The sequence below is a fragment of the Deltaproteobacteria bacterium HGW-Deltaproteobacteria-18 genome (assembly GCA_002841885.1).
Lineage (GTDB): Bacteria > Desulfobacterota > Desulfovibrionia > Desulfovibrionales > Desulfomicrobiaceae > Desulfomicrobium.
In genome coordinates this window covers 174,784-199,604 of the sequence record PHBE01000001.1, presented here as the reverse complement: position 1 = coordinate 199,604, position 24,821 = coordinate 174,784, and the positions used below count along the sequence as shown (strand labels likewise).

25 protein-coding genes, 4 tRNA genes and 1 pseudogene are annotated in these 24,821 nt (G+C 58.1%); 17 read left to right on the top strand and 13 right to left on the bottom strand.

Going from position 1 to position 24,821, the window contains the following annotated elements; all coding sequences use genetic code 11:
* Window positions 1-3: 3 nt before the first annotated feature.
* Genes CVU60_00930 through CVU60_00920 form a run of 3 tightly spaced genes read left to right on the top strand, consistent with a single transcriptional unit; the run spans window position 4 to window position 2,404 of the window.
* The gene (locus CVU60_00930; protein ID PKN43610.1) at window positions 4-1,617 is read left to right on the top strand and encodes a hypothetical protein; all 1,614 of its coding nucleotides are present in this window, start codon (window positions 4-6) and stop codon (window positions 1,615-1,617) included.
* The gene (locus tag CVU60_00925) at window positions 1,614-2,093 is read left to right on the top strand and encodes a DoxX family protein (GenBank protein PKN43609.1); all 480 of its coding nucleotides are present in this window, start codon (window positions 1,614-1,616) and stop codon (window positions 2,091-2,093) included. The genes CVU60_00930 and CVU60_00925 overlap by 4 nt, the downstream gene beginning before the upstream one ends.
* A complete protein-coding gene (locus CVU60_00920; GenBank protein PKN43608.1) occupies window positions 2,093-2,404 on the top strand; it encodes a hypothetical protein in 312 nt (103 codons plus the stop codon). Before CVU60_00925 ends, CVU60_00920 begins: the two co-directional genes overlap by 1 nt.
* 6 nt (window positions 2,405-2,410) lie before the next feature.
* Here the strand turns inward: CVU60_00920 and CVU60_00915 are convergent, their stop codons facing one another.
* Together CVU60_00915 and CVU60_00910 are read right to left on the bottom strand one after the other, a co-directional pair.
* Window positions 2,411-3,064, bottom strand: coding sequence for a molybdenum cofactor guanylyltransferase (locus CVU60_00915; protein PKN43607.1), 654 nt, complete (start codon window positions 3,062-3,064; stop codon window positions 2,411-2,413).
* Between the two features lie 264 nt (window positions 3,065-3,328).
* Window positions 3,329-4,219 (bottom strand): formate dehydrogenase accessory protein FdhE, encoded by an 891-nt coding sequence (locus CVU60_00910; protein PKN43606.1) that lies wholly within the window; start codon window positions 4,217-4,219, stop codon window positions 3,329-3,331.
* 155 nt (window positions 4,220-4,374) lie between these two features.
* On the opposite strand from CVU60_00910, the gene CVU60_00905 reads away from it, so the two are divergent.
* The 7 genes from CVU60_00905 (at window position 4,375) to CVU60_00875 (ending at window position 9,362) form a co-directional block, all read left to right on the top strand.
* Window positions 4,375-4,788: a ModE family transcriptional regulator gene (locus tag CVU60_00905; GenBank protein PKN43729.1), complete on the top strand. Its 414-nt coding sequence runs from the start codon at window positions 4,375-4,377 to the stop codon at window positions 4,786-4,788.
* 2 nt (window positions 4,789-4,790) lie between these two features.
* Window positions 4,791-6,029, top strand: a complete 1,239-nt coding sequence (locus CVU60_00900) for a molybdopterin molybdenumtransferase MoeA (protein ID PKN43605.1) — start codon at window positions 4,791-4,793, stop codon at window positions 6,027-6,029.
* Between the two features lie 14 nt (window positions 6,030-6,043).
* Window positions 6,044-7,978 (top strand): molybdopterin biosynthesis protein, encoded by a 1,935-nt coding sequence (locus tag CVU60_00895; GenBank protein ID PKN43604.1) that lies wholly within the window; start codon window positions 6,044-6,046, stop codon window positions 7,976-7,978.
* 215 nt (window positions 7,979-8,193) lie between these two features.
* Window positions 8,194-8,269: transfer RNA gene (locus CVU60_00890), tRNA-Gly, on the top strand.
* A gap of 8 nt (window positions 8,270-8,277) precedes the next feature.
* Window positions 8,278-8,352 (top strand) — tRNA-Cys (locus CVU60_00885).
* A gap of 5 nt (window positions 8,353-8,357) precedes the next feature.
* Window positions 8,358-8,432 (top strand) — tRNA-Gly (locus tag CVU60_00880).
* 393 nt (window positions 8,433-8,825) lie between these two features.
* The gene (locus CVU60_00875) at window positions 8,826-9,362 is read left to right on the top strand and encodes a transcriptional regulator (protein ID PKN43728.1); all 537 of its coding nucleotides are present in this window, start codon (window positions 8,826-8,828) and stop codon (window positions 9,360-9,362) included.
* 7 nt (window positions 9,363-9,369) lie between these two features.
* Here CVU60_00875 and CVU60_00870 read toward each other — a convergent pair whose 3' ends face one another.
* A complete protein-coding gene (locus tag CVU60_00870; GenBank protein PKN43603.1) occupies window positions 9,370-9,660 on the bottom strand; it encodes a hypothetical protein in 291 nt (96 codons plus the stop codon).
* A 175-nt stretch (window positions 9,661-9,835) separates the two neighbouring features.
* On the opposite strand from CVU60_00870, the gene CVU60_00865 reads away from it, so the two are divergent.
* From CVU60_00865 to CVU60_00835, 7 genes are all read left to right on the top strand, one after another.
* The gene (locus CVU60_00865) at window positions 9,836-10,669 is read left to right on the top strand and encodes an ABC transporter substrate-binding protein (GenBank protein ID PKN43727.1); all 834 of its coding nucleotides are present in this window, start codon (window positions 9,836-9,838) and stop codon (window positions 10,667-10,669) included.
* 110 nt (window positions 10,670-10,779) lie between these two features.
* Complete coding sequence (locus CVU60_00860) at window positions 10,780-11,454, top strand: amino acid ABC transporter (GenBank protein PKN43602.1); 675 nt, start codon at window positions 10,780-10,782, stop codon at window positions 11,452-11,454.
* Window positions 11,451-12,122, top strand: a complete 672-nt coding sequence (locus tag CVU60_00855) for an amino acid ABC transporter permease (GenBank protein PKN43601.1) — start codon at window positions 11,451-11,453, stop codon at window positions 12,120-12,122. The genes CVU60_00860 and CVU60_00855 overlap by 4 nt, the downstream gene beginning before the upstream one ends.
* Window positions 12,119-12,919, top strand: coding sequence for an ATP-binding protein (locus CVU60_00850; GenBank protein PKN43600.1), 801 nt, complete (start codon window positions 12,119-12,121; stop codon window positions 12,917-12,919). The genes CVU60_00855 and CVU60_00850 overlap by 4 nt, the downstream gene beginning before the upstream one ends.
* 43 nt (window positions 12,920-12,962) lie before the next feature.
* Complete coding sequence (locus CVU60_00845) at window positions 12,963-13,568, top strand: aminomethyltransferase (protein PKN43599.1); 606 nt, start codon at window positions 12,963-12,965, stop codon at window positions 13,566-13,568.
* Window positions 13,568-14,683, top strand: coding sequence for a peptidase M20 (locus CVU60_00840; GenBank protein PKN43598.1), 1,116 nt, complete (start codon window positions 13,568-13,570; stop codon window positions 14,681-14,683). Before CVU60_00845 ends, CVU60_00840 begins: the two co-directional genes overlap by 1 nt.
* Before the next feature lie 275 nt (window positions 14,684-14,958).
* Window positions 14,959-15,936, top strand: a complete 978-nt coding sequence (locus CVU60_00835) for an asparaginase (GenBank protein ID PKN43597.1) — start codon at window positions 14,959-14,961, stop codon at window positions 15,934-15,936.
* Window positions 15,937-16,110: 174 nt separating this feature from the next.
* Here CVU60_00835 and CVU60_00830 read toward each other — a convergent pair whose 3' ends face one another.
* The 10 genes and pseudogenes from CVU60_00830 to CVU60_00785 form a co-directional block, all read right to left on the bottom strand.
* Window positions 16,111-16,332: a hypothetical protein gene (locus CVU60_00830; protein ID PKN43596.1), complete on the bottom strand. Its 222-nt coding sequence runs from the start codon at window positions 16,330-16,332 to the stop codon at window positions 16,111-16,113.
* Between the two features lie 130 nt (window positions 16,333-16,462).
* Window positions 16,463-19,591 carry an NgoFVII family restriction endonuclease gene (locus tag CVU60_00825; GenBank protein PKN43595.1) on the bottom strand — a complete coding sequence of 1,043 codons (3,129 nt, stop codon included), beginning with the start codon at window positions 19,589-19,591 and terminating at the stop codon, window positions 16,463-16,465.
* A complete protein-coding gene (locus tag CVU60_00820; GenBank protein PKN43594.1) occupies window positions 19,591-20,016 on the bottom strand; it encodes an 8-oxo-dGTP diphosphatase MutT in 426 nt (141 codons plus the stop codon). Before CVU60_00820 ends, CVU60_00825 begins: the two co-directional genes overlap by 1 nt.
* Before the next feature lie 234 nt (window positions 20,017-20,250).
* On the bottom strand, window positions 20,251-21,072 hold the full coding sequence (locus tag CVU60_00815; protein ID PKN43593.1) for an HNH endonuclease: 822 nt from the start codon (window positions 21,070-21,072) through the stop codon (window positions 20,251-20,253).
* Between the two features lie 294 nt (window positions 21,073-21,366).
* Window positions 21,367-21,792 (bottom strand): GxxExxY protein, encoded by a 426-nt coding sequence (locus CVU60_00810; GenBank protein PKN43592.1) that lies wholly within the window; start codon window positions 21,790-21,792, stop codon window positions 21,367-21,369.
* 11 nt (window positions 21,793-21,803) lie between these two features.
* Window positions 21,804-21,989 (bottom strand): hypothetical protein, encoded by a 186-nt coding sequence (locus tag CVU60_00805; GenBank protein PKN43591.1) that lies wholly within the window; start codon window positions 21,987-21,989, stop codon window positions 21,804-21,806.
* Window positions 21,986-22,849 carry a DNA damage-inducible protein D gene (locus CVU60_00800; GenBank protein PKN43590.1) on the bottom strand — a complete coding sequence of 288 codons (864 nt, stop codon included), beginning with the start codon at window positions 22,847-22,849 and terminating at the stop codon, window positions 21,986-21,988. Before CVU60_00800 ends, CVU60_00805 begins: the two co-directional genes overlap by 4 nt.
* A gap of 59 nt (window positions 22,850-22,908) precedes the next feature.
* Window positions 22,909-23,169, bottom strand: a pseudogene (locus tag CVU60_00795) (restriction endonuclease subunit R).
* A 575-nt stretch (window positions 23,170-23,744) separates the two neighbouring features.
* Window positions 23,745-23,820: transfer RNA gene (locus CVU60_00790), tRNA-Met, on the bottom strand.
* Window positions 23,821-23,848: 28 nt separating this feature from the next.
* On the bottom strand, window positions 23,849-24,766 hold the full coding sequence (locus tag CVU60_00785; GenBank protein PKN43589.1) for an NAD(P)/FAD-dependent oxidoreductase: 918 nt from the start codon (window positions 24,764-24,766) through the stop codon (window positions 23,849-23,851).
* Window positions 24,767-24,821 lie beyond the last annotated feature (55 nt).

Genomic DNA, 24,821 nt, shown 5'->3' with positions numbered 1-24,821 from the left:
GAGATGACGGCTCAAACCGAAAGCGATGCCGATCGCGCCAGATATCAGTTTCAGATTCTGTTCGACACGGCAGCAGAACTGAGCGGGGCGCGATATCCGCACAGGATCCTGGAGGCTTTTCTGCTCTCGGCCCAGGGCGGGATAGGGGCCCGGGGCGGTTTTGCGGCCATTCTCGGTCAGGGCGAATTTGAGCTCATGACCCGCTCCAGCCTCACAAGGAGCCTGACGCCCGAATATGCGCGGGTGCTGCGCGAGCACCTGGACGCCCTGGGCGAGGAGCGCAAATCCTCTTTTTTCGTGCCTTCGCTGCAAGGCGAGCTCTGTCCCGGAAAATGCGAGCTCCTTCTGGTCTGCCCTCTCGATGACGGCCGGGATGGAGTGCTCGGTCTGGAAGAAAGTCTGACCGGGCGTCCCTATGACGAAAATGACAGGCAGCTTGTGGCGGGCCTTGGCACCCTTTTCCAGACCAGTCTCAGGTTTTCGCTCTACGCCACCCGTGTCGAACTGCTCAATGCCGAGCTGAGCAAGCAGAACGACACTCTCGACCGCCAGATTTATCACCTGAGCGCCTTGCGCGACCTCTCCGGAGAAATTCTGCGCGTGGATATGGCTGAGGTCATGTCCACCTTCCTGATGACCTTGCTCGGTCATTTTGCCCGGCCCCAGGGCCTCCTGTTACTGCATGACCGCGCTTCAGGGCGGATTCATGAAATTTCAAGCGGTCTGCCGGCAAAGCCCGAGCTCGCCCATCAGGAGGTGGAGAGGCTTTTCTTCCTGTGTCTGGGCGGTGTCCGGGAAAAGCATCTGCAACCCCTGCAGGTCGAACCTGTCGAGGACATGAGCGGAGCCGCGCAAATCGAGCTGGGTTTCGAGCCCGATCGGGGCTATCTCTTCATGCTGCGCGAGAACATGTACGGGGTGCTGCTTCTGGGGCCAAGCCTCGGTGCGATGGTCCCCGCCGAGGACGGCCTGCTGCAGGCCTTTGTTTCCCAGGGCGTCCTGCACCTCAAAAATGCCGATTCCTTCAGGACCATCATGGCCCTGAACGACGGTCTGGCCAGGCAAAACGAGGAGCTGCGCCGCACCATCGACGAACTGACGCATGCCCGGAACCAGATCAGCATGCTCGAGGCGGCAGGCAGGCGCATCGCCGGCATCGTGCACAGCAAGGCGCTGAGCCTGATCCGGGTGCGTCCGGTCGACTTTTTTCTGATCATGGTTTTGAGCCTTGGCATGGCGCTGGCGTTCAACCAGCAGAACCCCCGCGGAATCACCCTGATCGAACCGGCCGGCCCCGAAATTCCATTCGTGACCCAGGAGCAGGCCCTGGCGCTCATCGAAAATGAGGATGCCCTTCTGGTCGATGCTCGGCCGCGCGAGTTTTACGAACGCGAGCATGCGCAAAGAGCGGTCAATGTTCCGGCCCAGCTTTTCGATCTGGTCTACATGATGCAAATGACCGCCGAGGACCCCGAGCGGCCCATAGTGGTTTTCGGACGCAGCGTGAGCCGCCGCTACGACCTGATCGTGGCCGCGAAGTTTCTGGGCAGGGACCATGAGCGGGTCTATATCGTCAAGGATGTCCCGCCATTGGCTCTGGACGGAGGCACGCAATGATCTCGCGAATGAAAGGTCTTTTGACCCACCCTGTCCTTGCCTTGCTCCTGCGCCTCTATTTGGCCGGGATTTTCATCTACGCCAGCCTGCACAAGATCAATTTTCCGGCCGAATTCGGGGACAACATCGCAGGCTATCTCATTGTTCCGTACTGGCTGATCAATCCGCTGGCCGTGTTCATGCCCTGGCTTGAGCTGGTCTGCGGACTCTTTCTTCTGGCCGGCGTCAGGGTGCGGGCGGCGAGCCTGCTGATCGGCGGGATGCTGGCCATGTTCACCGTGGCGGTGCTGGTGGCCCTGATTCAGGATACGCCCATCGGTTGCGGCTGCTTCCAGTCCGTGGGCGAGCCCATCTCGTGGTGGACGGTGTTCAGGGATCTGGTCTGGCTGACCATGGCCGCTCATGTGTATTTTTATGACCGGCTGATCCATCTGGACCGCCTCTTCATGCTCAAACCGGAGGAACTCGGGCTGTGATGAAATTTCTGCCGCTTCTGATGCTGTTTCTGTGTCTGTCCTGTTCCTCCCGGCCCGACCTCGCAGGACGCTACGAGGCTTCGCACACGGGCCCCAGCGGGTCGGTGAACGCGGTCATGATCCTGGCCGGGGACGGCAGCGGAAAGTGGGAAATCGAGGGGGAGGTCCTGCCTTTTTCGTGGGCCGTGCGCGAGGGGGCGCTGAACGTGCACACTCGTGACGGGGCGGTGATCGAAGGCGTGATCGACGGCGGCAATGTCCGTCTGGACGTTCCGGGGGTCGGCAAGCTTGATTTTGTTCGCGGGAAATAGTTTTTTCTAGCGGCCCTGCAGCTGCTCAAGATCGGCCGGGTAATTGACGTTGAAGAAAATGTGCCGTTCGTCTTCGGTGTAGATCACCGAGTGGCGCAGTTCGGCCGGGATGAGACGGCTGAGCTTGAAGAGTCCCTGGGCCACGCCGTTCTCCAGCAATGGCAGGGCCTGCGGCTCGTAGATCGCGACCAGGTTTTCGATGAACCCCGAATCCTTGAGCTGCCAGGTGGTCAGCACGCAATCCTGGGGGCGTTTTTCCCGCGCTTCCATGAGCCTTTCGATGATGCTGTCCTCCATGAAAGGCAGGTCGCAGGCGAGGACGAAGGTCGGTGCCCCGAATTTGCGCAGCGCCGTGATGATGCCGCCAGCAGGACCGATGCGTTCCGTTTCGTCGGTGATGACGGGCCAGGGGCCGTCCACGGCGGGGGCATGCCGACAGGACAGATAGACCTGGTCAACATGGCGTTGCAGCAGCGTGGCTGTCCGCGTGAGCAGGGTCTGCCCTTCGTGCACGACACGGGTCTTGTCCTGTCCGAGCCGGGATGATTTTCCTCCGGCAAGCACCAATCCGATCATGTTTTTCCCTGTGCCGCGATCCGCAGCCGGAAGGCAGCGGGTGCGGTATTTTTGGTTTACTGGCTTGCACCAGGACGGCCGCATTCCGGGTCGGTCCGGGGCGGGGCCGCCAAAACTCCTTCTCCGGCCTCGTACTGTTTTCCCGTCGCTGCTGTCGAACAACAGGCTGCGCTCCGGATGGGAGGCGACGGGAAAACAAACGATTCCTGGCTCAGTCAGACAGTTGCCGCCCCCGCCCCGGACCGACCCGGAACGCTGGGGCCGGGCGCTGGTCGGGGTAGCGCTGAGGACGGACTCCGTATGAATGGATAGAAACAATCGGTCCTGTCTGAAACCAGTCTTCTTTCTTTAAAATCCCCAGGCCGAGAGGGTGGGACGCTTGTATTTCTTTTCCTGGGCCGCCACGTCAAGACTCAGGGACTCCAGATCATCCACCAAGGGCAGAGTCCTGCGGTCCAGGTTTCTGAAGTCCGTGAGCTTGATGTAAAGATTACAGGTCTTGCAGGCGTTTATGCGTATTCCTGGCTCTTCATCAGCCTCGTAGTATTCCAGCTTTTCTGCGTCCTTTTCAAGGCAGAAAGGACACTGCAGTCTGGGCGCATGATATTCCGCGTGGCAGAATCCACAGATGTTGTATCTGAACCCTTCCTTTTCACGTAGATCCGACATGATCGGCAGGCTGCCACAAAGGGGGCAGTGCCCATGTTCCCAGGACTGCGAAAGGTCGGTCCGGGCTTCGAGCGCGATGGCGGCGCGTTCAAGGGACGGGGTCATGGCGGCCTGTGCCAGCATGGGCAGGATGCGCGGTGCGGAAGGGGTAACGGCGGTCCAGGTGGAGAAAAAACCTTCGTCGCCGTTCAAATGCGCCTGCATGACCAGATCCAGGTCCAGGGATTTGTCCGCGATGGCAGCCTGAATGGCGGCAGCGGCTTCGCCGAGGGCCGGGTTGACCGATTTGGCCAGCTCCAGAAATTCGCTGAAAAGTTCGATGCTCTGATCTTTGTCAAAGGGAAAGCTGGCTCTCTCGAGCAGAGGTGCGCCCTGGCTGTGCTGTAGCGGATCGGCGATTTCGATCGTGGCTGCGGCGGGAACCTGGGCCTTGTTTCGGGCCTTGAGCTGGCGGGTGTAGATTTGTTCAACCAGATCGATCAGTTCCACGGGTAAAAAACCCCGTTTTCTGCACGTGTCGATTTTTTTAGCAAGCAATTCCTGGGCTTTTACAGCTTCGATCATGGGCATTCTCCGTTGGTGAAAGGCGAGGTGTGATTCCGGGCCGGCCCCGTAAGTAGCGTGTCTTTTGACACATCACAATGCTTGTTTTGTGTCTGGCTTTGATTTAGCAAAATATGTGTCTGAATTATAATCACATCATCCTCAGCCGGGAGGGGGAATCCATGACCGAATCCAAAATCGAGGGCACTCTGACCTTGCGTCTGCACGTCTGGTTTGAACGCAACGAGAAGATTTTTCTGGGCATTGGCCGGGCCCTTTTGCTCGAAAAAATCGAGGAGTGCGGGTCGCTCAGGCAGGCGGCAACGGACATGAAGATGTCGTACCGGGCCGCCTGGGGCAAGCTCAAGGCCGCCGAAGAGAGCATCGGCAAACCACTTGTGCAGAAGATCAAGGGCAAGGGGCAGCGCTATGAGCTCACCCCCGTGGGTCGTCAGCTTGCCCGGCAGTTTCTGCAGCTGCAGAGCGACATCGAGACGTACGCCAAGGGCAAGGCCCAGGATATTTTCGGCGAGGAAGTGCAGTATTATGCCGATGCCTACCCGGAGACCAAACTTTCATCTTTCAAGGCGGACTAGGAATGGATCATGGTTTTTTCCGGGTCATTTCCCCGGCCCTGTTTTGCGAGCTGTTGCAGGGTTTTACGCCCGTGGATACCGAGATTTTGCCCCTCAATGAGTGTCTTGGCCGCGTCCTGGCCGAAGACATCCTCTCCGGCGATGACATCCCGGCCCTCGACCGTTCCTGCATGGATGGCTATGCCGTGCGTGCGGCCGACACCTTCGGCGCGAGCGAGGGCAACCCCGCCTATGTGGAGCTTGCCCGCAGCGCGGCCATCGACGAGGTCGTCAGCCGTCCCCTGAATTCCGGAGAATGCATGGGCATCGCCACGGGCGGGAGCCTGCCGCCGGGTGCGGATGCCGTGATCATGGTCGAGCACACCCAGATGCTTGGGGACACGACCGTGGAGATACGCAAGACCGTTACCCCTGGCGAGAATGTCATGCTTCGGGGCGAGGACGTGGGGCAGGGGCAGGTGGCCGTGCCCGCCGGACGGCGTCTGCGCCCGCAGGAAGTGGGACTCATGGCCGCCATCGGCTGTCTTGCTGCGAAAGTTTTTCGCCAGCCCCGCTGCGGCATTGTCTCCACCGGAGACGAACTGGTCCCGGTCGAATCCGTGCCCAGACCAGGACAAATCCGGGACGTCAACTCCCATACCCTGGCCTGCATGGCCCGGCAGGCGGGTGCTCGGGTCAGCTCTCACGGACTGGTTCCCGATGTGCGCAAGGCCCTGCAGGAGGCTCTGGTCCGCTGCCTGGAGGAGAACGACGTGGTCTTCATCTCCGGCGGCAGTTCCATCGGGACGCGCGATCTGACCATCGAGGTTCTCGAATCCTTCCCGGACAGCGAAATTCTGGCCCACGGCGTGTCCATCAGTCCCGGCAAGCCGACCATTCTTGCGCGTGTCGGGGGCAAGCCGGTGCTTGGGCTCCCCGGTCAGGTCACATCCGCCCAGATCGTCATGCTGGTCTTCGGACAGCCGCTCCTGGTGCATCTGGGGGGCGACGCGGGGGCCTTCGACCCCGGGCGCCTGCTTATGCGTCCGGCCAGACTCGGGGCCAACCTGTCCTCCAAACCCGGCCGCGAGGATTACGTGCGGGTACGGCTTGAAGAACAGGACGGGGAGATCGTGGCCATGCCGCGTCTCGGCAAGTCGGGGCTCCTGCGCACCATGCTTGATGCCGACGGACTGGTGCGGTTGCCTGCGTCCCTGGAAGGCATGCGAGCCGGTCAGGATGTGGATGTCTGGATCTTCTAACCTTCGAAATATCAATGAAAAAAAGAAACATATATCTCAAGACCGTGCCCGTGGACGAGGCCCTGCAACTGACCATGGCCGCCCTTGACCGTGACCGTCTGGTCGGCAGGGAGACGATCCCCTCGCATCAGGCCTGTGGCCGGGTCACGGCGCAGGCGGTGTACGCGGTATGCTCTTCCCCGACGTTTCACAGCGCGGCCATGGACGGCTATGCCCTCAAAGCCGAGTCCACCTTCGCCGCCCGCGAAGGGCGACCCGTGCGCCTGGCCAAGGGCAGCCAGTGCGCGCCCGTGAACACCGGGCATCCCCTGCCCGAGGGTATGGACGGGGTGCTCATGATAGAGAAGGCCGTACGCGACACCGACGACTTCATCGAGCTTGAAACCCCGGTCTTCCCCATGCAGCACGTGCGCCGCATCGGCGAGGACATAGTGGCCACGGAGCTTCTCCTGCCCCAGAACAGGCTGCTCTCTGCCTATGACGTGGGCGGGCTCCTGAGCGCCGGAATCTGGGAGGTGCCGGTCTGGGAAGAGCTGCGCATGGCCTTCATTCCCACCGGCGACGAGGTCCTCGATTTCAACATGCGCCCAAGTCCGCGTCCCGGGCAGGTCATCGAGAGCAATTCGCAGGTCTTCGCAGGCCTGGCCGCTGCCCAGGGCTGCGTCTTCACCAGGGTCGATCCCGTGCCGGACAACGAGGAGGCCCTGACCGCAGCGGTGCGCGAGGCCGTGAGAGGGCCGAACCATGTCGTCGTCATCGGCGCAGGGTCCTCGGCCGGGTCCAAGGATTTTTCCCGCTCCATCATAGAGAACCTGGGTCGGGTCCTGGTCCACGGCATTGACCTCATGCCCGGCAAGCCCTCCATTCTGGGCGTCATCGAGGGCAAGCTCATTGTCGGCGCGCCGGGATATCCGGTTTCCGCGGTGGTCTGTTTCGAGGAACTGCTCATCCCGCTCCTGTCCTGGTTGTCCCGCAAGACGCCTCCGGTCAGGCCGGTGGTGGACGTGGAGCTGGCGCGCAAGATCCCTTCCAAGCTCGGCACGGAAGAGCTGGTCCGCCTGGCCATCGGCCGGGTCGGGGAGAAGCTGGTAGCCACGCCCCTGGGGCGCGGCGCGGGCATGCTGACCACTCTCATCCGCGCCCAGGGCGTGACCCGCATTCCGGTAGACAGCGAGGGCGTCGAGGCCGCCTCGACGGTCCGGGCCGAGCTGCTTGTCCCGGCGGCGGAGCTGGACCAGACCCTGGTCGTGGTTGGCAGTCACGACAACATCATCGACGTGCTCGGCAACGAGCTTATGGGCCTGGTCAGGCCGGTGCGCATTGCCTCCAGCCATGTGGGCTCCATGGGCGGCCTCACGGCCCTTAAAAACCGTTCGGCGCTCATGGCCGGGACCCACCTCTTCGACGAGCAAAGCGGGGATTTCAACTTTCCCTTTTTCCGCAAGTACCTGCCCGGCCTCAGCGTCTCGTGCGTCAATCTGGCCATCCGGCATCAGGGACTCATCGTGGCCAAGGGAAATCCGCTGGGCATCAGCGGAGTGGGGGATCTCGTCCGGCCTGAGGTGCGCTTCATCAACCGTCAGCGCGGGGCCGGGACGCGCATTCTGCTCGATTACCACCTGCGGCAGGCCGGTATCAGCCCGGAACAGGTGAACGGGTACGAGAAGGAGGAGTTCACGCACATGGCGGTGGCCGTCAACGTGCTGACCGGGACGGCCTCCTGCGGACTGGGGATTTTTGCGGCCGCCAACGCCCTGGGGCTTGATTTCGTGCCCCTGGCGCGGGAGCGCTACGATCTGGCCTTTCTGCCTGAACATGCGGACTGGAAGACCGAAGTGGCGCTGGATTTGATCCGCTCGGCATCCTTCAAGGAACGCATCGAAAAGCTGGGTGGCTACGAGACCACGCTCACCGGCTGCATCATGGAGCCGGGCCAGGGGCTCGGGTAGAGCTGACAGCCTGAATAATTACAAATATCCAGGCTGTTCCAAAATGGTGAGATGCGAGGAACAAAGAAAATCCAGGGCCGAAGCGTATTTTAAGATACGTGAGGGTCTGGATTTTCTGCAGTGACGAAGCAGATCGCCGTTTTGGGGCAGCCTGGTAACCCCTTATTTTTCCTTGACGGGCACGGGCGGTTGCAGTAGCTGCTTGATCCTCGCGGGCGGGAGTAGCTCAATGGCTAGAGCATCAGCCTTCCAAGCTGAGGGTTGCGGGTTCGAGTCCCGTTTCCCGCTCCACGAGAAAAGGCGGCATAGCCAAGTGGTAAGGCAGAGGTCTGCAAAACCTCCATTCTCCAGTTCAAATCTGGATGCCGCCTCCAATATTGCGGGAGTAACTCAGTGGTAGAGTGCAACCTTGCCAAGGTTGAAGTCGCGAGTTCAAATCTCGTTTCCCGCTCCAGATTTCACGGCCGGTCCCAGACCGGTTCAGACCAGACAAACCCTCGCCGAAAATAACGGCGAGGGTTTCTTTTATTCAGGCCATTTGAAATTCGACACAGAATATCCCCTCAATCATGGAAAATTGGTGGGAGAAAGGCTCTTTTTTCGAAGGGTGAAATCAACGGGCTTTGATAGCCGGAGAGGGCGCCTGGATGCCGGGCAGATTCGTGGCCTGGCCGTGCCGGATCCGGGTGTGCTTCGCGTCAAGTCCGGACGGGCCGGAATTAATACCTTTGTGTACATCGCATTTCACACACGCTGTATGAATCAAACTTGAATATCATGAAAGTTTTGGCTATAAATTTCTCGTATCAATAAAGGCGGGGAGGTCAGCATGGACGAGAGAACGACAATGGGACAGCATATCAGGCATCTGCGCAAGGCCAAGGGATTGACCTTGCAGGCCCTGGCCGCCGAAGTGGGCTGCTCCGAGAGCATGCTTTCCAAGATCGAGAACGGCAAGGGCAATCCGTCAATGCGCGTGCTGCACAACATCTCCAAGGCACTTGATACGAATATGGGATCACTGTTCATGCAGAATCCCACCCTCGAACTGGTGTCCCGCAAAGGGCAGCGTCACCTGGCACAGCTTGTCAGCGGCAAGGGTGTCATCCTTGAATACCTCTCGCCTCATCTGCCCGGGCATCATCTGCAGGCCCACATCCACATCATCGAGCCCAGTGGGAGCAGTATCGAGCCGATCTCGCACGAAGGCGAGGAGGTCGGTTACGTCCTTGAAGGCGAGGTTGAGCTCAGTGTCGAAGGCAAACAGTACCATCTTTTCGAGGGAGACTCCTTCTTCTTCGATTCCAACCTTCCCCACGCTTTCCAAAACAGAGGTGCGTCCACGGCACGCGTACTCTGGGTCAATACTCCTCCAACCTACTGATTCCCATCTAGAAAAGACGCATCCATTTCCGCATGCAGGGCTCGGACGCCCTCTTGCTTCCGGCCGGATGAAATTCCGGCGGACCCATTCGGCAGCTCTGCATCGCCATCGCGGTCACGGTTGATTCCCTCTTCGCACCTTCCATAATCCTGCCATGATGTTGTTTCTTGTTCTTGGTTGCCTGCTGCTTCGCGCCCTGTCGGCAGACTTGCCGATAATGTGCATATGATTCAAGAAATACAAGCCATTTTTCTACATTAATGTTAAAAATAATCGGCGCAAGCTGTCTGCAAAGCATGTTTTATTGCATTTATTCCGTGTGAATGTGATGTAATTTATTGCTATTTTATTTCATGAAAGTTTTGGCATGGGAGCTGCTTAGTATGTTCAAGTTTTGCAGTTAAACTTTCCAAAATCAACATGCAACTAGGAGTCAGACCATGTTTCCTCAGACCCCAAGAAAATTTCCTCTCATGAAAATCGCCAGCCTGCTGCTGGCAGCGCTTTCCCTGGCTACCCTTTCGACCGCCACGGCCCGGGCGGACCTGCTGGAGCAGGTCAAGGCCAAGGGTGAGATCGTCATTGGCACCGAGGCCGCCTTTCCTCCTTTCGAATTTGTTCAGGACGGCAAGATCGAGGGATATTCCGCGGATCTGCTGGCCGAGATCATGAAAGACCTGCCCGGCGTCAAGGCCAATCGGCTGGATGTGCCGTGGCAGGGCATCCTGCCCGGCCTGGCCGCAGGTAAATTTGACTTTATTGTAACTTCCGTGACCGCCACCAAGGAACGCTACGAGCGCTACTCGCTGAGTCTGCCGATCGCCGATGCCACTGTGGCCCTGCTGGTTCGTGCCGATTCCGATATCAAGGCCGCTGAAGACACAGCGGACAAGATTGTCGCCTCCCAGACCGGTTCCGCCCAGCTGCAGGCTCTCAAGGGACTGGGTGAAACTCTGGCCGCTGCCGGCAAGAAATTCTCCGACGTGCGGGAATACGTGTCTTTCGACGAGGCTTATGCCGACTTGGCCGCAGGCCGTGTGGACGCTGTGGCCCAGTCCTTCCCCAATCTGGCCGACGCGGTGAAGAAGCGTCCCGACGCCTTCCGCATCATCACGCCGCCCTTCGGCCCCAAGGTCTATTTCTCCTGGGCGGCCCGCAAGGACGAGGAATCCAAGTCCCTGAGTGCCTTCTTCGACGAGGGGCTGCGCAAACTCAACACCTCCGGCAAGATGGAGGAGTTGCAGAAGAAGTGGTTCGGATTCGCCATGCCTGTGCCTGCCGACGAGCTTCCCGTTCCCATCCAGTAGGGGCCATGGTGTGGGGGGCCTGCACGCTGCCGCAAGGCGCGTCCCGGCCCCCGACCCTCCCGGTCGCATGACGCCGCGGCCCAGGAACGCTAATCACAAGGATAGTCGACATGAGCGCCGCCTTCAAACTCGAAGTTGTTTTCAGCAGCCTGCCGACCTTGCTCAAGGGTGCCGGGGTTACTCTTGGCATCTCCATGGCGTCCATCGCCCTCGGGCTCGTGATCGGTATGCTGGTTTGCCTGTGCCGCATCTCGAACAGGACACTGCTGAGCTGGCCAGCGGCCGTGTTCATCAGCGCCCTGCGAGGCATCCCGATTCTGGTGCTGCTGCTTATCGTTTTTTACATGCTTCCGCTTGTCGGGATAGGGATTCCACCCATCATGGCGGCAATCCTTTCCATGAGTCTCAACTCCGGGGCGTTCCAGGCTGAGATCTACCGCGGCGGATTCATGAGCATTCCCGCCGGACAGGCCGAGGCGGCACGGGCGCTGGGAATGAGCGAGTCGCGCATCCTCTGGCGTATCCTCATCCCGCAGGTCATGAACAAGGTTGCACCTTCGCTGACCAACGAATTGATCATGCTGCTCAAGAATTCATCCCTGGCGTCCTCCATCACCGTGGTGGAGCTGCTGCGGACCAGCCAGCAGATCGTGTCCAACACCTATCGCCCCACGGAACTCTATCTCACTGCCGCGCTTCTCTACATCCTCATGAGCATCGCCATCTCGGTTGCAAGCGATACGGCGCGCAGGAAATTCTATCACGGGGGGAGGGTGACGGCATGAATTTTTCCGTTCTCGAAGCATATCAGGGCGCCATCCTCGGCGGGTTGTGGACGACCATGTATATATGCGCCCTCAGCATCGCCTTGGGCCTTGTGCTTGGGCTCGTCATCGAACTCGTCCGCCAGGAGCTGTCCTGGATGCGCATGCCGTGCCGGATTTACGTGGAGTTTTTTCGAGGATCACCCATTCTGATCCAGATCTTTCTTATCTACTACGCAGGCCCGCACTTCGGGCTGCTGCTCAGTCCCGTCACCGCAGGTGTGGTCGGACTGGCCCTCTACGGTGCTGCCTACTACGCGGAAATCTTCCGCAGCGGATTCGAGGCGGTACCCAAAGGGCAGATCGAGGCGGCGGAGTGTCTGGGCATCTCTCCCTCCAGAGTCCTGTGGCGTATCAAGCTGCCGCAGATGACCGCCCTGGTGCTGCCGCCCCTGGTCAACCAGTCCATCATCCTGATCAAGGACTCCGCTGTGCTGTCCGTCATCACCGTGCCGGAACTGACAAAGCAGACCTCGAAAATAATCAACGAGACCTTCACCATCGCCGAGCCGCTGCTCGTGCTGGCGCTGCTCTACTGGGCGCTGGTGGAAGGGCTTTCGCGCCTGGGCAGGCTCCTGGAAACCCGCATGAATCGCCATATCACTTCATCCGCCGGGAGGACGTCATGAGCCTGGCACGCACGAACATTCCCCCTGTCATCAACATCACGAACCTGCACAAGCGCTTCGGCAATCTGGAAGTGCTCAAGGGCATCGACCTCGACATCTACCAGTCCGAGGTGGTCTGCCTCATTGGTCCCTCGGGGTCGGGCAAGAGCACGCTGCTGCGCTGTATCAATTTCCTGGAGAGCTATGAGCAGGGCCTGGTGAAGATCAACGAAGAACCCATGGGGTTCGTCAAGATGTATGACGGCACCCTGCGCAAGGCCCCTGCGGCAAGGGTGCTCGAGTCGCGACGCGATCTGGGCATGGTCTTCCAGCATTTCAACCTGTGGCCGCACATGAACGTGCTTGAGAACGTTACCGAGGCTCTGCGCTCGGTCAAGCTCAGGCCCAGGGACAAGGCCGAAGCCAAAGGCAAGGCCATGCTGGAGAAGGTCGGGCTGGGGGACAAGCTGGACAGCTATCCGGCAAATCTCTCCGGAGGCCAGCAGCAGCGGGTGGCCATCGCTCGTGCCCTGGCCATGGACCCGTCCATCATGCTCTTCGACGAACCGACCAGCGCCCTGGACCCGGAACTGGTCGGCGACGTGCTGGCCGTGATGCGCTCCCTGGCGGCCGAGGGCATGACCATGGTCATCGTTACCCATGAAATGGGCTTCGCCATGGATGTGGCCGACCGCGTCGTCTTCATGGAGGATGGCAAGATCGTCGAACAGGGCGACCCAAAGACACTTTTCAACGCTCCGGAGAGTCCGAGACTGGCCACGTTTCTGAGTTCTTGGAATCGAAGGACCAACAGCTAACCTGGAACCGTGCAACCTTCCAGAACAATAACAGGAGATTATCATGTCCGAGCAACTCGTCACCATTCCCGCCCGTTCCGGCAAGGCCGCCTTGGTCAAGGCCGGACAGCGGATCAAGATCATCAACACCCATGGCGCACAGATCGTTGATACCTGGGCCTTCAATCCCCATGATCCCAGCGAATATCTCTCCATGCAGCATACCCGCGCCTATCTGGACAAGGTCATCCCGGCGGCCGGCGACACGCTGGTTTCCAACCGTCGCCGTCCCATGCTGCAGTTCGTGGAAGACACCTCCCCGGGCGTGCACGACACCCTCATCGCGGCCTGTGACATATACCGCTATATCGGTCTCGGGGTTACGGAATACCACGACAACTGCCAGGACAACATGTACGCAGCCCTGCGCGAACTTGGAGTAAGCGCGCCGACTTGCCCAAGTCCTCTGAACCTGTGGATGAACACGCCCGCCAAAGACAACGCCATAGTGTGGCTGCCCCCTGTCTCCAAGCCTGGTGACTATGTGGTGCTGGAAGCTGCCATCGACTGTGTGGTGGCCATGTCGGCCTGTCCCCAGGATATCATTCCGATCAACGGCGAGGCCTGCAAGCCCACCGAAGCTCACTTCGTGGTGCTCGGGGAGGCGTGATGGATCCGCTCCGGCTGACCCGCGAACTCATCGGCATCGACACCTGCAATCCTCCGGGGGGCGAAGAGAAGGCTCTGCGTCATCTCGAAAGTCTCCTGGGGGATGCCGGGTTCGAGGTGACTCTGGATCTGTTTGGGGAGGGGCGGGGCAGTCTCGTGGCCCGGTATAACCGTGGGGCGACGGACACGTCCCTGTGTTTTGCCGGGCACATCGATACCGTGCCCCTTGGCAATGCAGCCTGGATCCGGCCGCCCTTTGGCGCGGAAGTTCATGACGGGTTGCTTTATGGCCGTGGAGCCAGCGACATGAAGAGTGGCATCGCAGCCATGTGCTGCGCAGCCATGGCCGCTGCTGCGGAGAAGGTACCGGGGGAGGTCGCCCTTTTTGTCTGTGGCGGCGAGGAAACAGGATGTCAGGGTTCCTTTCGCCTGGCCGCAAACCCGGAGTTGCTGGGACGTCCCGGCGCCATGGTGGTCTGCGAGCCGAGTCGCAACCGGCCTCTGTTGGGGCACAAGGGCGCCCTGTGGCTGCAGGGACGCACTGCGGGCAAAACGGCTCATGGTTCAATGCCCGAACTGGGGGATAATGCCCTGTACAAGGCCGTTGACGCTATCGCGCGTCTGCGGGCCATGGAGTTGGGCCAGGCGCCTCATGTGCATCTCGGTCCGGCGACCATGAGCATAAACACCCTGTGCGCCGGGCAGAACACCAACTCCGTGCCCGACAAGGCGATCTTCACCATGGATCTGCGCACCCTGCCCGGCATGACCGGACAGGAGTTGATCGCGCGTCTGGCCCGGACAGCGGGACCGGACGTGGAATTTGACACGCTGCTGGATATTCCGGCTGTTTGGACCGAGGCTGACGACCCCTGGGTGCGCCGCAGCTTCGAATTGCTGCGCGGGCATCTGAACACCGCTCCGGGTATCGAGACCGTGCAGTTCTTCACCGACGCTTCCGCCTTTCGTCAGGCCCTGCCGAACATGCCCATAATCATCCTCGGCCCGGGCGATCCGGGCTTGGCCCATCGCACGGACGAACACTGCGAAGTCCGGCAGATCGACGCCGCCATGCACATGTATCTCGATCTCTGCCGCGACTGGGGTGGTGCATAGGCCGTGAGCAGGCTGCCCAAAAGGCGATCTGTTGCGCCAGCGAAAAAATCCAGACCGCTTATGTATCCTCATGATCGCGTGTTCTGGATTTTTTCGCTTTCCGGCATCTCGCCATTTATTTCAGCGGTCTGCGAATTATGAATTTTCAAGGCAATCATTTCTTCAAGGACATCGTGCCCTTTTTTCTTGTCTACGCCGTCATGTTCGTGATTTTCGCCTTTGTGCAGCAGTTGCTGGCCACATCTTTATAGTGCATATCCATCATGGAGAAATGTATGAACAAAATAGCAGTTCTCACCACTGGCGGAACTATTGCCAGCATAAAAAACGAAATTTCAGGACTCTATATGGCTGGTGCCATGTCTGGAGAGCAACTCGTTGACAGGGATCGTGTCAGGCCTGTCGCGGAAATTGAGGTCGAGTCCGTCTTTCAAGTGCCGAGCAACGCTATGGACTTCGATAAACTGCTCAAATTGCGCGACAGGATTCTCCACCACATAAACGATCCCGACGTCGATGGCGTTGTCGTAACGCATGGTACGGACACGCTCGAAGAATCGTCATATTTCATGGACCTGATTCTCGAGTCGATAAAACCTGTGGTCTTTACCGGCGCACAGCGAACGCCTTGCGGGGAGGGTACGGATGCCTATACCAACATCCGTGATGCCATTGCAGTCGCAGCCTCTCCTGATTGTAAGGGAATTGGGGTGCTCGTTGTCTTCAACGAAGGGGTGTACAGCGCGAGGCACGTTCGCAAGATGCACGCGTACAACGTACAGGCCTTCACATCTCCCGGCTTTGGCCAACTCGGTTATGTAGACAATGGAGAATGCTTCATGACCCAGAATCCGGTCCAACGTGTACATTACGAACTGACCGGAACGTTGGGGCGGGTTGATATCATCAAGGCGTATTTGGGGTGCGACGGTAAGATCATCGACTTTTGCACGGACTCCGGCGTGTCGGGCATTGTTCTTGAGGGCCTGGGGCGTGGACATGTTCCCCCTGGTTGTATGAATGCGGTGCAGCGGGCGGTTGACAAGGGCGTGCACGTAGTCATCACCACCAACTGCGGCCAGGGGCGTGTCTATCCCGTGTACGATTTTGCCGGAGGTGTCAGAGACCTGCAATCGAGGGGCGTGATCCTCGGGCATGACTACACGAGCTTGAAGGCGCGAATCAAACTCATGGTACTTTTGGCTGCGGGACATGAATCCCGCCTGGAGTTGCAAAAGGGCTTCCTCGCTTAATCCTGCTGCAGTTCAGAAAGCGCCTGGATACGAAAGCCCTCTGTGCTCCCGACAGGGTTAAACGCTAACTGATGCAGGTTGCCGAAGCCGACCGGGTGTCCAGGGTCATGCGCCCGTACCTGAAGGCTGTCGCATGAGTAGCGACGGGCGCACGGATCGTGGACATCCTCTTATTCAAGCATCCTTGAAGCAGGAATAGTTGTTGGCCTGTCCCTCTCTGCTCTCCTCGATACCGTGCAAGCTGACGAGCTGTTTCGGCCGCTGCCTGCTTCGGTCGTATTCTTCCCGGAGCCAGCCCAGGCAGAGGTTGTGGATGGTGTTGATGGTGGCTTGTATGGCGCCCTTGTCGAAGAATCCAGAATGCTCGCTTGTCGTTGGGCAGCCGGTTGCGATCATGGAGCGATGGGCGTCCTCCCAATACGGAAGGGTGTGCGTGGCGTTGCCCCAGGTGTTGCAGTCCGGATCGAGACCGGTAGTCGAAGATGCTTTGTCCCTCAGTCCATGACGTCTCCCGTTGTCATGATTCTCAACCGCCTTTCTTGTTATCTTCAAACATCTCGACGGGCATCGGATAATCCAGACACCACGTCATTATAATCGGTCGTTCACTCTCGAATTTGATCAGCTGCACTGGCCCCAGACATGTGAAAGGGGCGGTGACGCCGTTTCTTTTCTTCTGACCGCGGGCAAAGACAAGGATCGTGTACCCTCGGGCTTTGTGATGGATCAGGTTCTGGCCGTCAGCGTGATGCTGGGCGGTGTTGGCCTGGGACTCCCAATGCAGCAGTTCGCGACTGATCGGGTAGTCTGCGTACATGGTGCTTGGCGAAAACTCTTTTTCAGTTTTTTGGAAGGTCACAAGCAGTGCGTAGGTTTTGATTTCGGCGAAATGCAGCACGCCTACACCGGTCTGACCGGCTGATTCCAAAGTTGCTTTACCGAGGGCCGCCTGGATCTCCTTGATGCCGTAAAAGGCATGCAGTTCCAGCGGGCAGGCATAGGGAAGCTGCATTTTCTGGCCTGCTGCATGGCTGGCTTCCTGCGACCATGCCAATATTTCATCCAGATCTGCGCAAATCGTCGGGTTTGCCGCCAATCGCGAGAAGGCCTCTTCAAGTGTGGCAATGCCAGCTTTCTCCCCTCTGTCGCCCCAGATACGATAGTAAATGAGGAAGGCAGACTCACCGGCCAGAGATACTGCCTCACGCATATTTCCATCCCTGATCTTGCTGAGAATCCGGCGATAGAGCGCGGCTTCATGAGGGCCGCTGACGAATGCTGCGCGAATCAATGCCTTCTTCAGCCTGTTGAAATCGGGATCGGTGGGAATCGGCCCCAGTTGCGCTTTTGCCTTCCACCCGCTCCATGTTTCCCTGGCCAGCAGCACTTCCGGTTCGTAGTCGTGGTGACGGATGAAGTTGCTGAAGGTCAGGTCCTGATCCGTCTCGCTGGTGAAAGACTGGAGTCGTTCGGGAACTTGAACGGCAAGGCGTCTCAGGTTCTCCTTGATATTCTCCAGAACGTATTCCCGCGAAAGCCGGTCAAGCTGGATGGAGCAGCCGGCTGGAAGATGCGGGAAATCGAGCTCCACCTCCTTGTCGATGGCAAAACGATGCCTGGGAAGGAGGGCCTTGAATTTGCTGTCCGCGCGGAACCGGCGGTGCGCTTGGCCGACAAAATCGAGGACCGTGAGACAGTCTTTCTCCGGGGCGTGGCGCAGACCGCGACCGAGTTGCTGCAAAAACACGGTCAGGCTCTCGGTCGGACGCAAAAAAAGGATCGTATTGACCTCGGGCACTTCCACGCCTTCACTGAGTTTGTCGACTGTGAACAGGAACGTGAGAGCGCCATTTTTCAGTTTGTTCAAAAGTTCAGCGCATGCGTGTCCATCCAGGCCGGAGACAAAGGCCGCAGACGGCAGGCCGCGCAGGCTGAGTTGTTCGGCCATAAACTGCGCATGCCGGATCGTGACACAGAATCCGATTCCTTTGAGGGCATGCAACTCGGGTTCATAGCGATGCAGGGCGGATATGATCGTTTCCAGGCGCTGCTGGGCGCGGACCTCATCCAGAACGTAGACATTCTCGAGGGCGGATTCATCATATCGGCCATTGCTCCAGAACTGGTCACCATTGATGGCGATGGGGTCGGCAACACCGAAGTAGTGGAAAGGGCAGAGAAGTTTTTCTTCCAAGGCCTCGGGAAGGCGGATTTCTGCAGCGAAACGATTGCCGAAATCCGCCGCCACGTTGCCGCCATCCATGCGCTCCGGCGTTGCCGTAAGGCCGAGCAGGACCTTTGGGTCGAAGTGGTCGAAAACTGGCCTGTAGCTGTTGGCTACACCGTGATGTGCTTCGTCTATGACGATATAGTCATAAAAAGTCGGACCAACGAGTTCCCACAGACGTCGCGTTGAGAGCATGTTGATGGAGCAGAACAGATGCTCCATTCGGCCTGCCTCATGAGTGCCAACCTGTAATTCTCCAAAATTCTGGTCTCTCAAGACCTGACGGAACGTAGCCATGGCTTGCTGCAGGATTTCCTGTCGGTGGGCCACAAAGAGCAATTTTGCTTGGCGGCCGTTTTCTTCATAAAACCGTTTGAAATCGAACGCAGTGATCACCGTTTTGCCTGTGCCCGTGGCGGCAATCACCAGATTCTTCCATCGGTCATGAAGAGAGCGCTCCCTGTGCAGCGCCTCAAGGATGCGCTCCTGGAAAGGATGGGGGCAAAGATCGAAGAAGACTGTCGGAGCATTGGTCTGCGGGTTTCTCGCCCGCGCGATGGCTGTGCGAAATAGGGCCGGGTTCTGCGGGTCGAAGGGGATGAACTCGCGGCTATTCCAGTACGTTTCAAACTCGATGGAGAATTTTTCCAGTATATGCCCCATGTCCTGGGCGGTAATCTTGAGATTCCACTCCAAGCCGCTGGTAATGGCGGCGTGCGACATGTTGGCCGAACCGATGTAGGCCGTTGAAAATCCGGTATGACGCAGGAAGTGGTATGCCTTTGCGTGCAGTCTGGTGCGCTCCGTGTCGTAGGAAACGCGCACCTGCACGTTTGGGAGGGCTGCAAGCCATTCCACCGCCCTGGCATCTGATGCCCCCATATACGACGTGGTGATCACGCGAACCGGAATGCGCCGTGCACGCAAATCCTCAAACGAGGCCATCAGGAGGCGAAGGCCGGACCACTTGATGAACGAGAGCAGGATATCCACGCCATCTGCCGAGCGCATTTCCTCATTGAGTTCATGGGCAAGCTGAGGTTCCTGGGGTGAACCTGTAAATAGACTGCTTTCCGAGAGGGACGTGTGCGGGCGAGGAATGCCGGATTTGCCGAAGTTTGGCGGGGTAATTTCAAGAAGAAGAGGTTTTTGTTCCGGGATTAGGCAGTGCTTGCGAAGGTGCTCCTTACCCGGTTGACTGGCGACCTGTCCGAGTATTTCGTTGCACAAGGCCAGCCGACGCAGCGGATCCGATTCTTCACGCAGAGCCTGCTCCAGCACTTTGGCGACAAAGGCGGCATAACGGCTCGGTAACTCTTCCTGATCGATCTTGCCAAAGATCGTCCGCAGTTCCGGGTGCCGATCCAGCGACTCGCGCAGCAGTTCATCAAGAAGCGCATCGTAGATTCCTGCCACCGGGTGTCGCATCAGGACTTTCCGCCGTTTGTGGACAAATACGCCGCTAACACCTGAATATCGGCCTCGGCCCAGTCCAGGGTGTGCAATTGGCTTGGCGGCAGCCAGAGCAACGCGGCGTGTTCATGGAGGAAGATTTCGCCTTCTTCAATGGCGCAGACGAAGGGGTAGAGGGTGATTGTGAATGTTGGATACTGATGAGTGCTGGCAGGAAGGCTGCGTCCAATGCGGGCCTGAATTCCGATTTCCTCCAGCAGTTCGCGGCGCAGACATTCCTCGGCTGTTTCGCCTGGATCAATCTTGCCGCCGGGAAATTCCCACTTGTGGGGCATGTTCATGGCTGCGCTGCGCTGGGTCGCGAGCACGCGCCCCTCGCGCTCGATGATGGCGCATGTTACGTGAATGTGCTTACCTGCGGTTTGGGAATTGTTGTCCATATGCTGACAGTCAATATGAGAGAGTGCGCTGTAAATTCATTCGCCTGGGATCTGGTTGGGTAACTTTTGCCAGCGAAAAATAAGCCTTAAGTATTCAGAACTGTCAAGAATAATAGGCTGTAAGACGTTTGAGTGAGCTGCATTTGAGTTGCTGAATTTTTTGGCGGCGTCATACAGGCTTTGGCTCAATACTGAAATTGGTTGGATATTTCCCATGCATAAGGGTTGACGCGATCATCCACCAAGCCCGTACTGATGCCGGTGCCACGCCAGATTCTCCGTCGCAGGGTAATAGCATTCCCTCTCTGGCAGGATCATGGGCCGGTGCGCAAACTGCTGGATATGCCCCGGCAGGTTGCCGTCCCGTGCTATCGAACGAGCCACGATGACGCGGTAGTCGTCATCGAAACCCACCAGCCCGCTGTCGAAGGTCCAGTGGCAGAGCTTGCACAGGGCCAGACCATTGGTGGGGCTGTCATCATGGGAGATGGCCCATGTCTTGATGTGGGCTGCGTCAACCGCGGTGCTGCTGTCCGGGGAAATGATGCGGATGCCGCACAGGGCGCAGCGGTGATCGTAGACCTTGACGATGACCCTGCGGAACGCCTGGTCGCGGACGGGTTTTTCCACGGGTTTTTCGAAGGCCGCCGGAGCTTCCCGGAGGAGTTTGTCGGCATAGTTGAAGGCCGAGACCTGGGTATTGGCCAGGTCGAGCAGGATTGTTTCCAGCGCGGGGGCGAAGCAGCGGCGGATCAGGTCCAGCCTGGCAGTTACGCGGGTCAGCGGGTTCAGCATCTGTTCGAAGGCTGCGTCGTCCAGGGACGCGAAGGCGTAGCGTTCCCGCACGTTCTTCCAGGAGGATGGTTCCGTGGCAGGCAGCGTCTTGCCGGGGAGGGGGTGCAGGGTCCAGAAGCCGTCCGTCTGCAGGTAGAAAAAGGGCAGGTGGATACTCGGGCGCAGGCGGTCGGGCAGGATGGCGTTCCAGTAGAGCATGAACGCATCGGTCAGGTCCTGGTCAGGAACGATCCGGTTTTCCGTGACCCTGCCTGCATCCATGAGGTCCAGCACGGCCAGGAGCAGGAACGGCTTTTACGGCGCGCGGCCGAGTGTCTCGGACGGCCAGGTGCTTCTGTTGGTGTCCTGCCTGATGGATGAAAAAGCGAATGATGGCTGAAGCATGGAGCTTTTTAGCGCCCTACGGAGGAAATGTCAGCAGCGGATCTCGAATTTCAGCAACTTTTCATGCTCTTGGTAACAGCTGTGCCAGGGTTGGTGAAGTTTTGAATCGTTGTCTGGGCCAAACAGATATCTGCCCCCTTTCGTGTGTTTCGCGGTTCATTTCTGAGAGTTCTAACCGCGAAAGGCGCGAAAATCGCGAAAGTTGGTGTTGGCGATGCGGGCAATTTCGGTCTTTGGATGGCTACCGAAGTTGACGAGCAGGCCAAGTTCCAGGCCGGTTGCTTTCAGGTAGTTCAAGAGCTGGGCTTTATGCTCTGGGGCGATTTCTTTGACCGCCTTCAGTTCGACAATGATTTTGCCGTAGCAGATAAAATCAGGCTTGTAGGTTTGGGTAAGTTGTTCGCCCTTGTATGAAAGAACAAGCTCTTTCTGGGCCTCGAATGATAGTTGCCGCAGTCGAAATTCCCTTTCGAGGCACTCCTGATAAACAGCTTCAAGAAAGCCACAGCCCATCTCCCGGTACACATCGAACACGGCCCCTTGAATGGCATAGCATTCATCAGGGAAAAGAACCTTTTCGTGTGTTTCGAGCTTCATTTCTGAGAGTTTTAACCGCGAAAGGCGCGAAAAACGCGAAAGTTTGTGTTGGCTATCCTGATGATCTCAGCTTTGGGATAGGTACCGAAATTGACGAGCAGGTCGACCCGGTACACATCAAAAACTACCCCTTGAACGGCGTAGCACTCATCCGTGAAAAGAATTTTTTCGCGCCTTTCGCGTGTTTCGCGGTTCATAATTCTTCTTTCGGTTCGGGCAGCTTGGCGGACCGCTGGACGAGTTTCTTTTCTTCCGACCTGACCCGACGCTCCAGCTTCTTGATGTCTTCTTCCGGCGGGAGCTGCTCTGGTTTAATGCCACGCTGCCCGAGCATGTCGCGCACACTCACATTATTCTGCACGTGCTCGCTGGTAATGGCATGCTCGCCCCGCAAATCATCCTGCCGGACATTGTGGTTGGTCATCTCGGTGGCCAGATTTTTTGCGGCAATGGTCAGGGTCGGCAGAAAATCAGCCAATGGGCGAGTTTTGGTGATGCCGTAGCGGTCTTTCATCACCTGCGTGGTGTGTCCACCAAAAAGCGCCGCATCACCTTTGGAACGGATACGGCCGAATCCGTCATCATCGACGCCCCGTTCATAGATGTTCTGAGAGAGGGTTTTTTCCGATTCCCGAAGCCGCTCACGAGCATCCATCCTCGCCAAAAGACGCATGCGGTCTTCGATGAGTTCCTGCTTGCGGGTCTGGATGGCGAAGTAGCTTTGGGCGAAGGCGATCGGTTCCTTGCGCGGGTCGCCGTTCTGGGCAATGAGATAGCAGGCGTAGCGGGTGAGCATGAAGTCATCGACAGCCCTTTCGGCTCCACTGCCCAGCTTGACCATTTTCGTGACGCCACGAAAATGGTCGTTTGGCTCATAACCTGTTGTTTCACAGGATGTAATGGCTCGTTGAATGGCAGTCTGGAAATTTTCCCATCGGACATAGCCCAGCGGCTCCATCAGATCGCGAGCGAACCAGAATTCAATGCCTTCGTCCGGCACAGTTTGGCTCAAGCCATCAAATCGGTTTTGCAATGTAATCAGGGTTGATTTGTCCATGAGAGCATACCTTCTTCATTTCGTGTCATTCGCGCTTTTCGCGGTTCAATCCAACAACCCGCCAAACGTTCGGTGAGCTGCAAGATTTCGCTGATCTCAGAAGGGCTGAAAACGCCGCGAATCCCTTGCGGATGAAGCACCGCGAACGGCGCATTGATGAGGTCTTTTTTCTCCACCTTCTCGCGGTCAATGATGAAGCCTTTGAGCAGGTTCAGGAATTCCAGCTGGCGGCTGGACAGGTTGTTGTGCTGACCGATGAACTGGTCAAAGGCTTCGCTGACCGTTTCCGGGAAGCTTTTCAAGATCTCAAAGTCAAGCAAAGCTTTTGTTTCAGGCCAGGTGCTCCGGGCTCCATGCTGAAAAAAGGAGACTGGTTGACGCTGTAAACTTTGGGAAGGTGCCTTGTTCGGGCGAAGAACTCAATACTGTTTTGGCCTTACGTGCATCGGTATTTTTTCCGAAAAGTTCGCCGAAACCTCTCCATGACGAACCGGTTGCGATCAAAAACGCCATTTCTCCCTGAGGGAGCTTACTTGTAAGCTTTTCTCCGGCACGTACGCATGCACGCAGGATGAGCTTGTCTGAGCGCGGATCAAATAAGACCAAGATGACATTTTGACCCCGATCTTCTCGGAAAATAAAGGGGATAGCATTTTGCATATCTTTGGATGCAACTGCGTGAGTCAGGGGAAAGCAAACTCGAGATCCGCCAAGGTGGGTACTTTTTCTGCCCACCAGTCATCGCCTTATATGCGACCTTTCTTGTCGGTGCTCATGGCGCTGCCGAAAGTTTGTAGCGAAATGAAAGCTGCTGAAAGATAGTGAATATAACGATCCGGAATTATTTGCTATTGACGAAAAAAGCCCGCATTGCGCGGGCTTTTTTTTGTGTGAATGGTGGGCCAACCAGGGGTCGAACCTGGGACCATCCGGTTATGAGCCGGGGGCTCTACCAACTGAGCTATTGGCCCTCTCGTGAGGAGCAACGGTTGTTAAGTCCTAGTTCGCTTCTTTGTCAAGAAGAGCGCGGCGTCTCTCCTTGACGTGGCTGATGGCCGCGCGTCCTGCCAGAGCGCCTTCGCCCACGGCCACGCTGATCTGCAGGAAACGCCCAACGCAGTCACCGGCCGCGAAGATTCCGGGGACGTTGGTGCGCTGTTCCCGGTCCGTCTCGATGAACTGGCCGTTGCGCATCAGGCCAAGGCTGTAGGCGAAATCGCTGGAGGAAGCCTGGCCCATGGCCACGAAGAGGCCTTGGGCGTCGATCTGTTCGCCTGATTCCAGATGCACCTTTTCAAGCCCGTTTTCCCCTGCAAGAGAGGTGATCTTTCCTTCCAGGACGGGGATGTTGCTTTCCGCCAGACGGTAGAGGAACTCCTCGCTGATGGACAGCTCTTTGCCCTGGGAGCAGACCTTCACGTCCGGGGTGTATTGCAGGAGTTCAAGGGCCTGGTTGGCGGCGAAATTTCCTTCTCCGACAACCATGACCGGTTTGCCGCGCATGAAGAAGCCGTCGCAGCTCACGCAATAGGACACGCCCTTTCCTTCATAGTCGGCCAGGTTCGAGATGCCGGGCCTGATGCGGGACACTCCTGTGGCCAGGATGATGGACGCAGCCTTGATTTCCTTGTCCTCGGTCTTGGCCACGAAAGCTCCCGTCTCATCCTGATGGATGCCGAGCACTCGGTCGCAACGGATATCCGCACCGAACTTGGCGGCCTGGGCCTTGCCCCGTTCGATCAGTTCCTTTCCGGTGATGGTTTCAGTGAAGCCGAAGTAATTGTCTATTTCATAATCGCCGGCCACCTTGGGGGCGCAGCCCAGAATCAGGGTGCGCATGCCTGCACGTGCGGTGTATATGGCGGATGAGAGACCGGCCGGACCTTGACCTATGATGAGGATGTCTACGCTTTCCATAATGATTCTCCTTTGCTTGTGGCAGGTCAGATAAGGACGGATGCAGCGTGAGGCA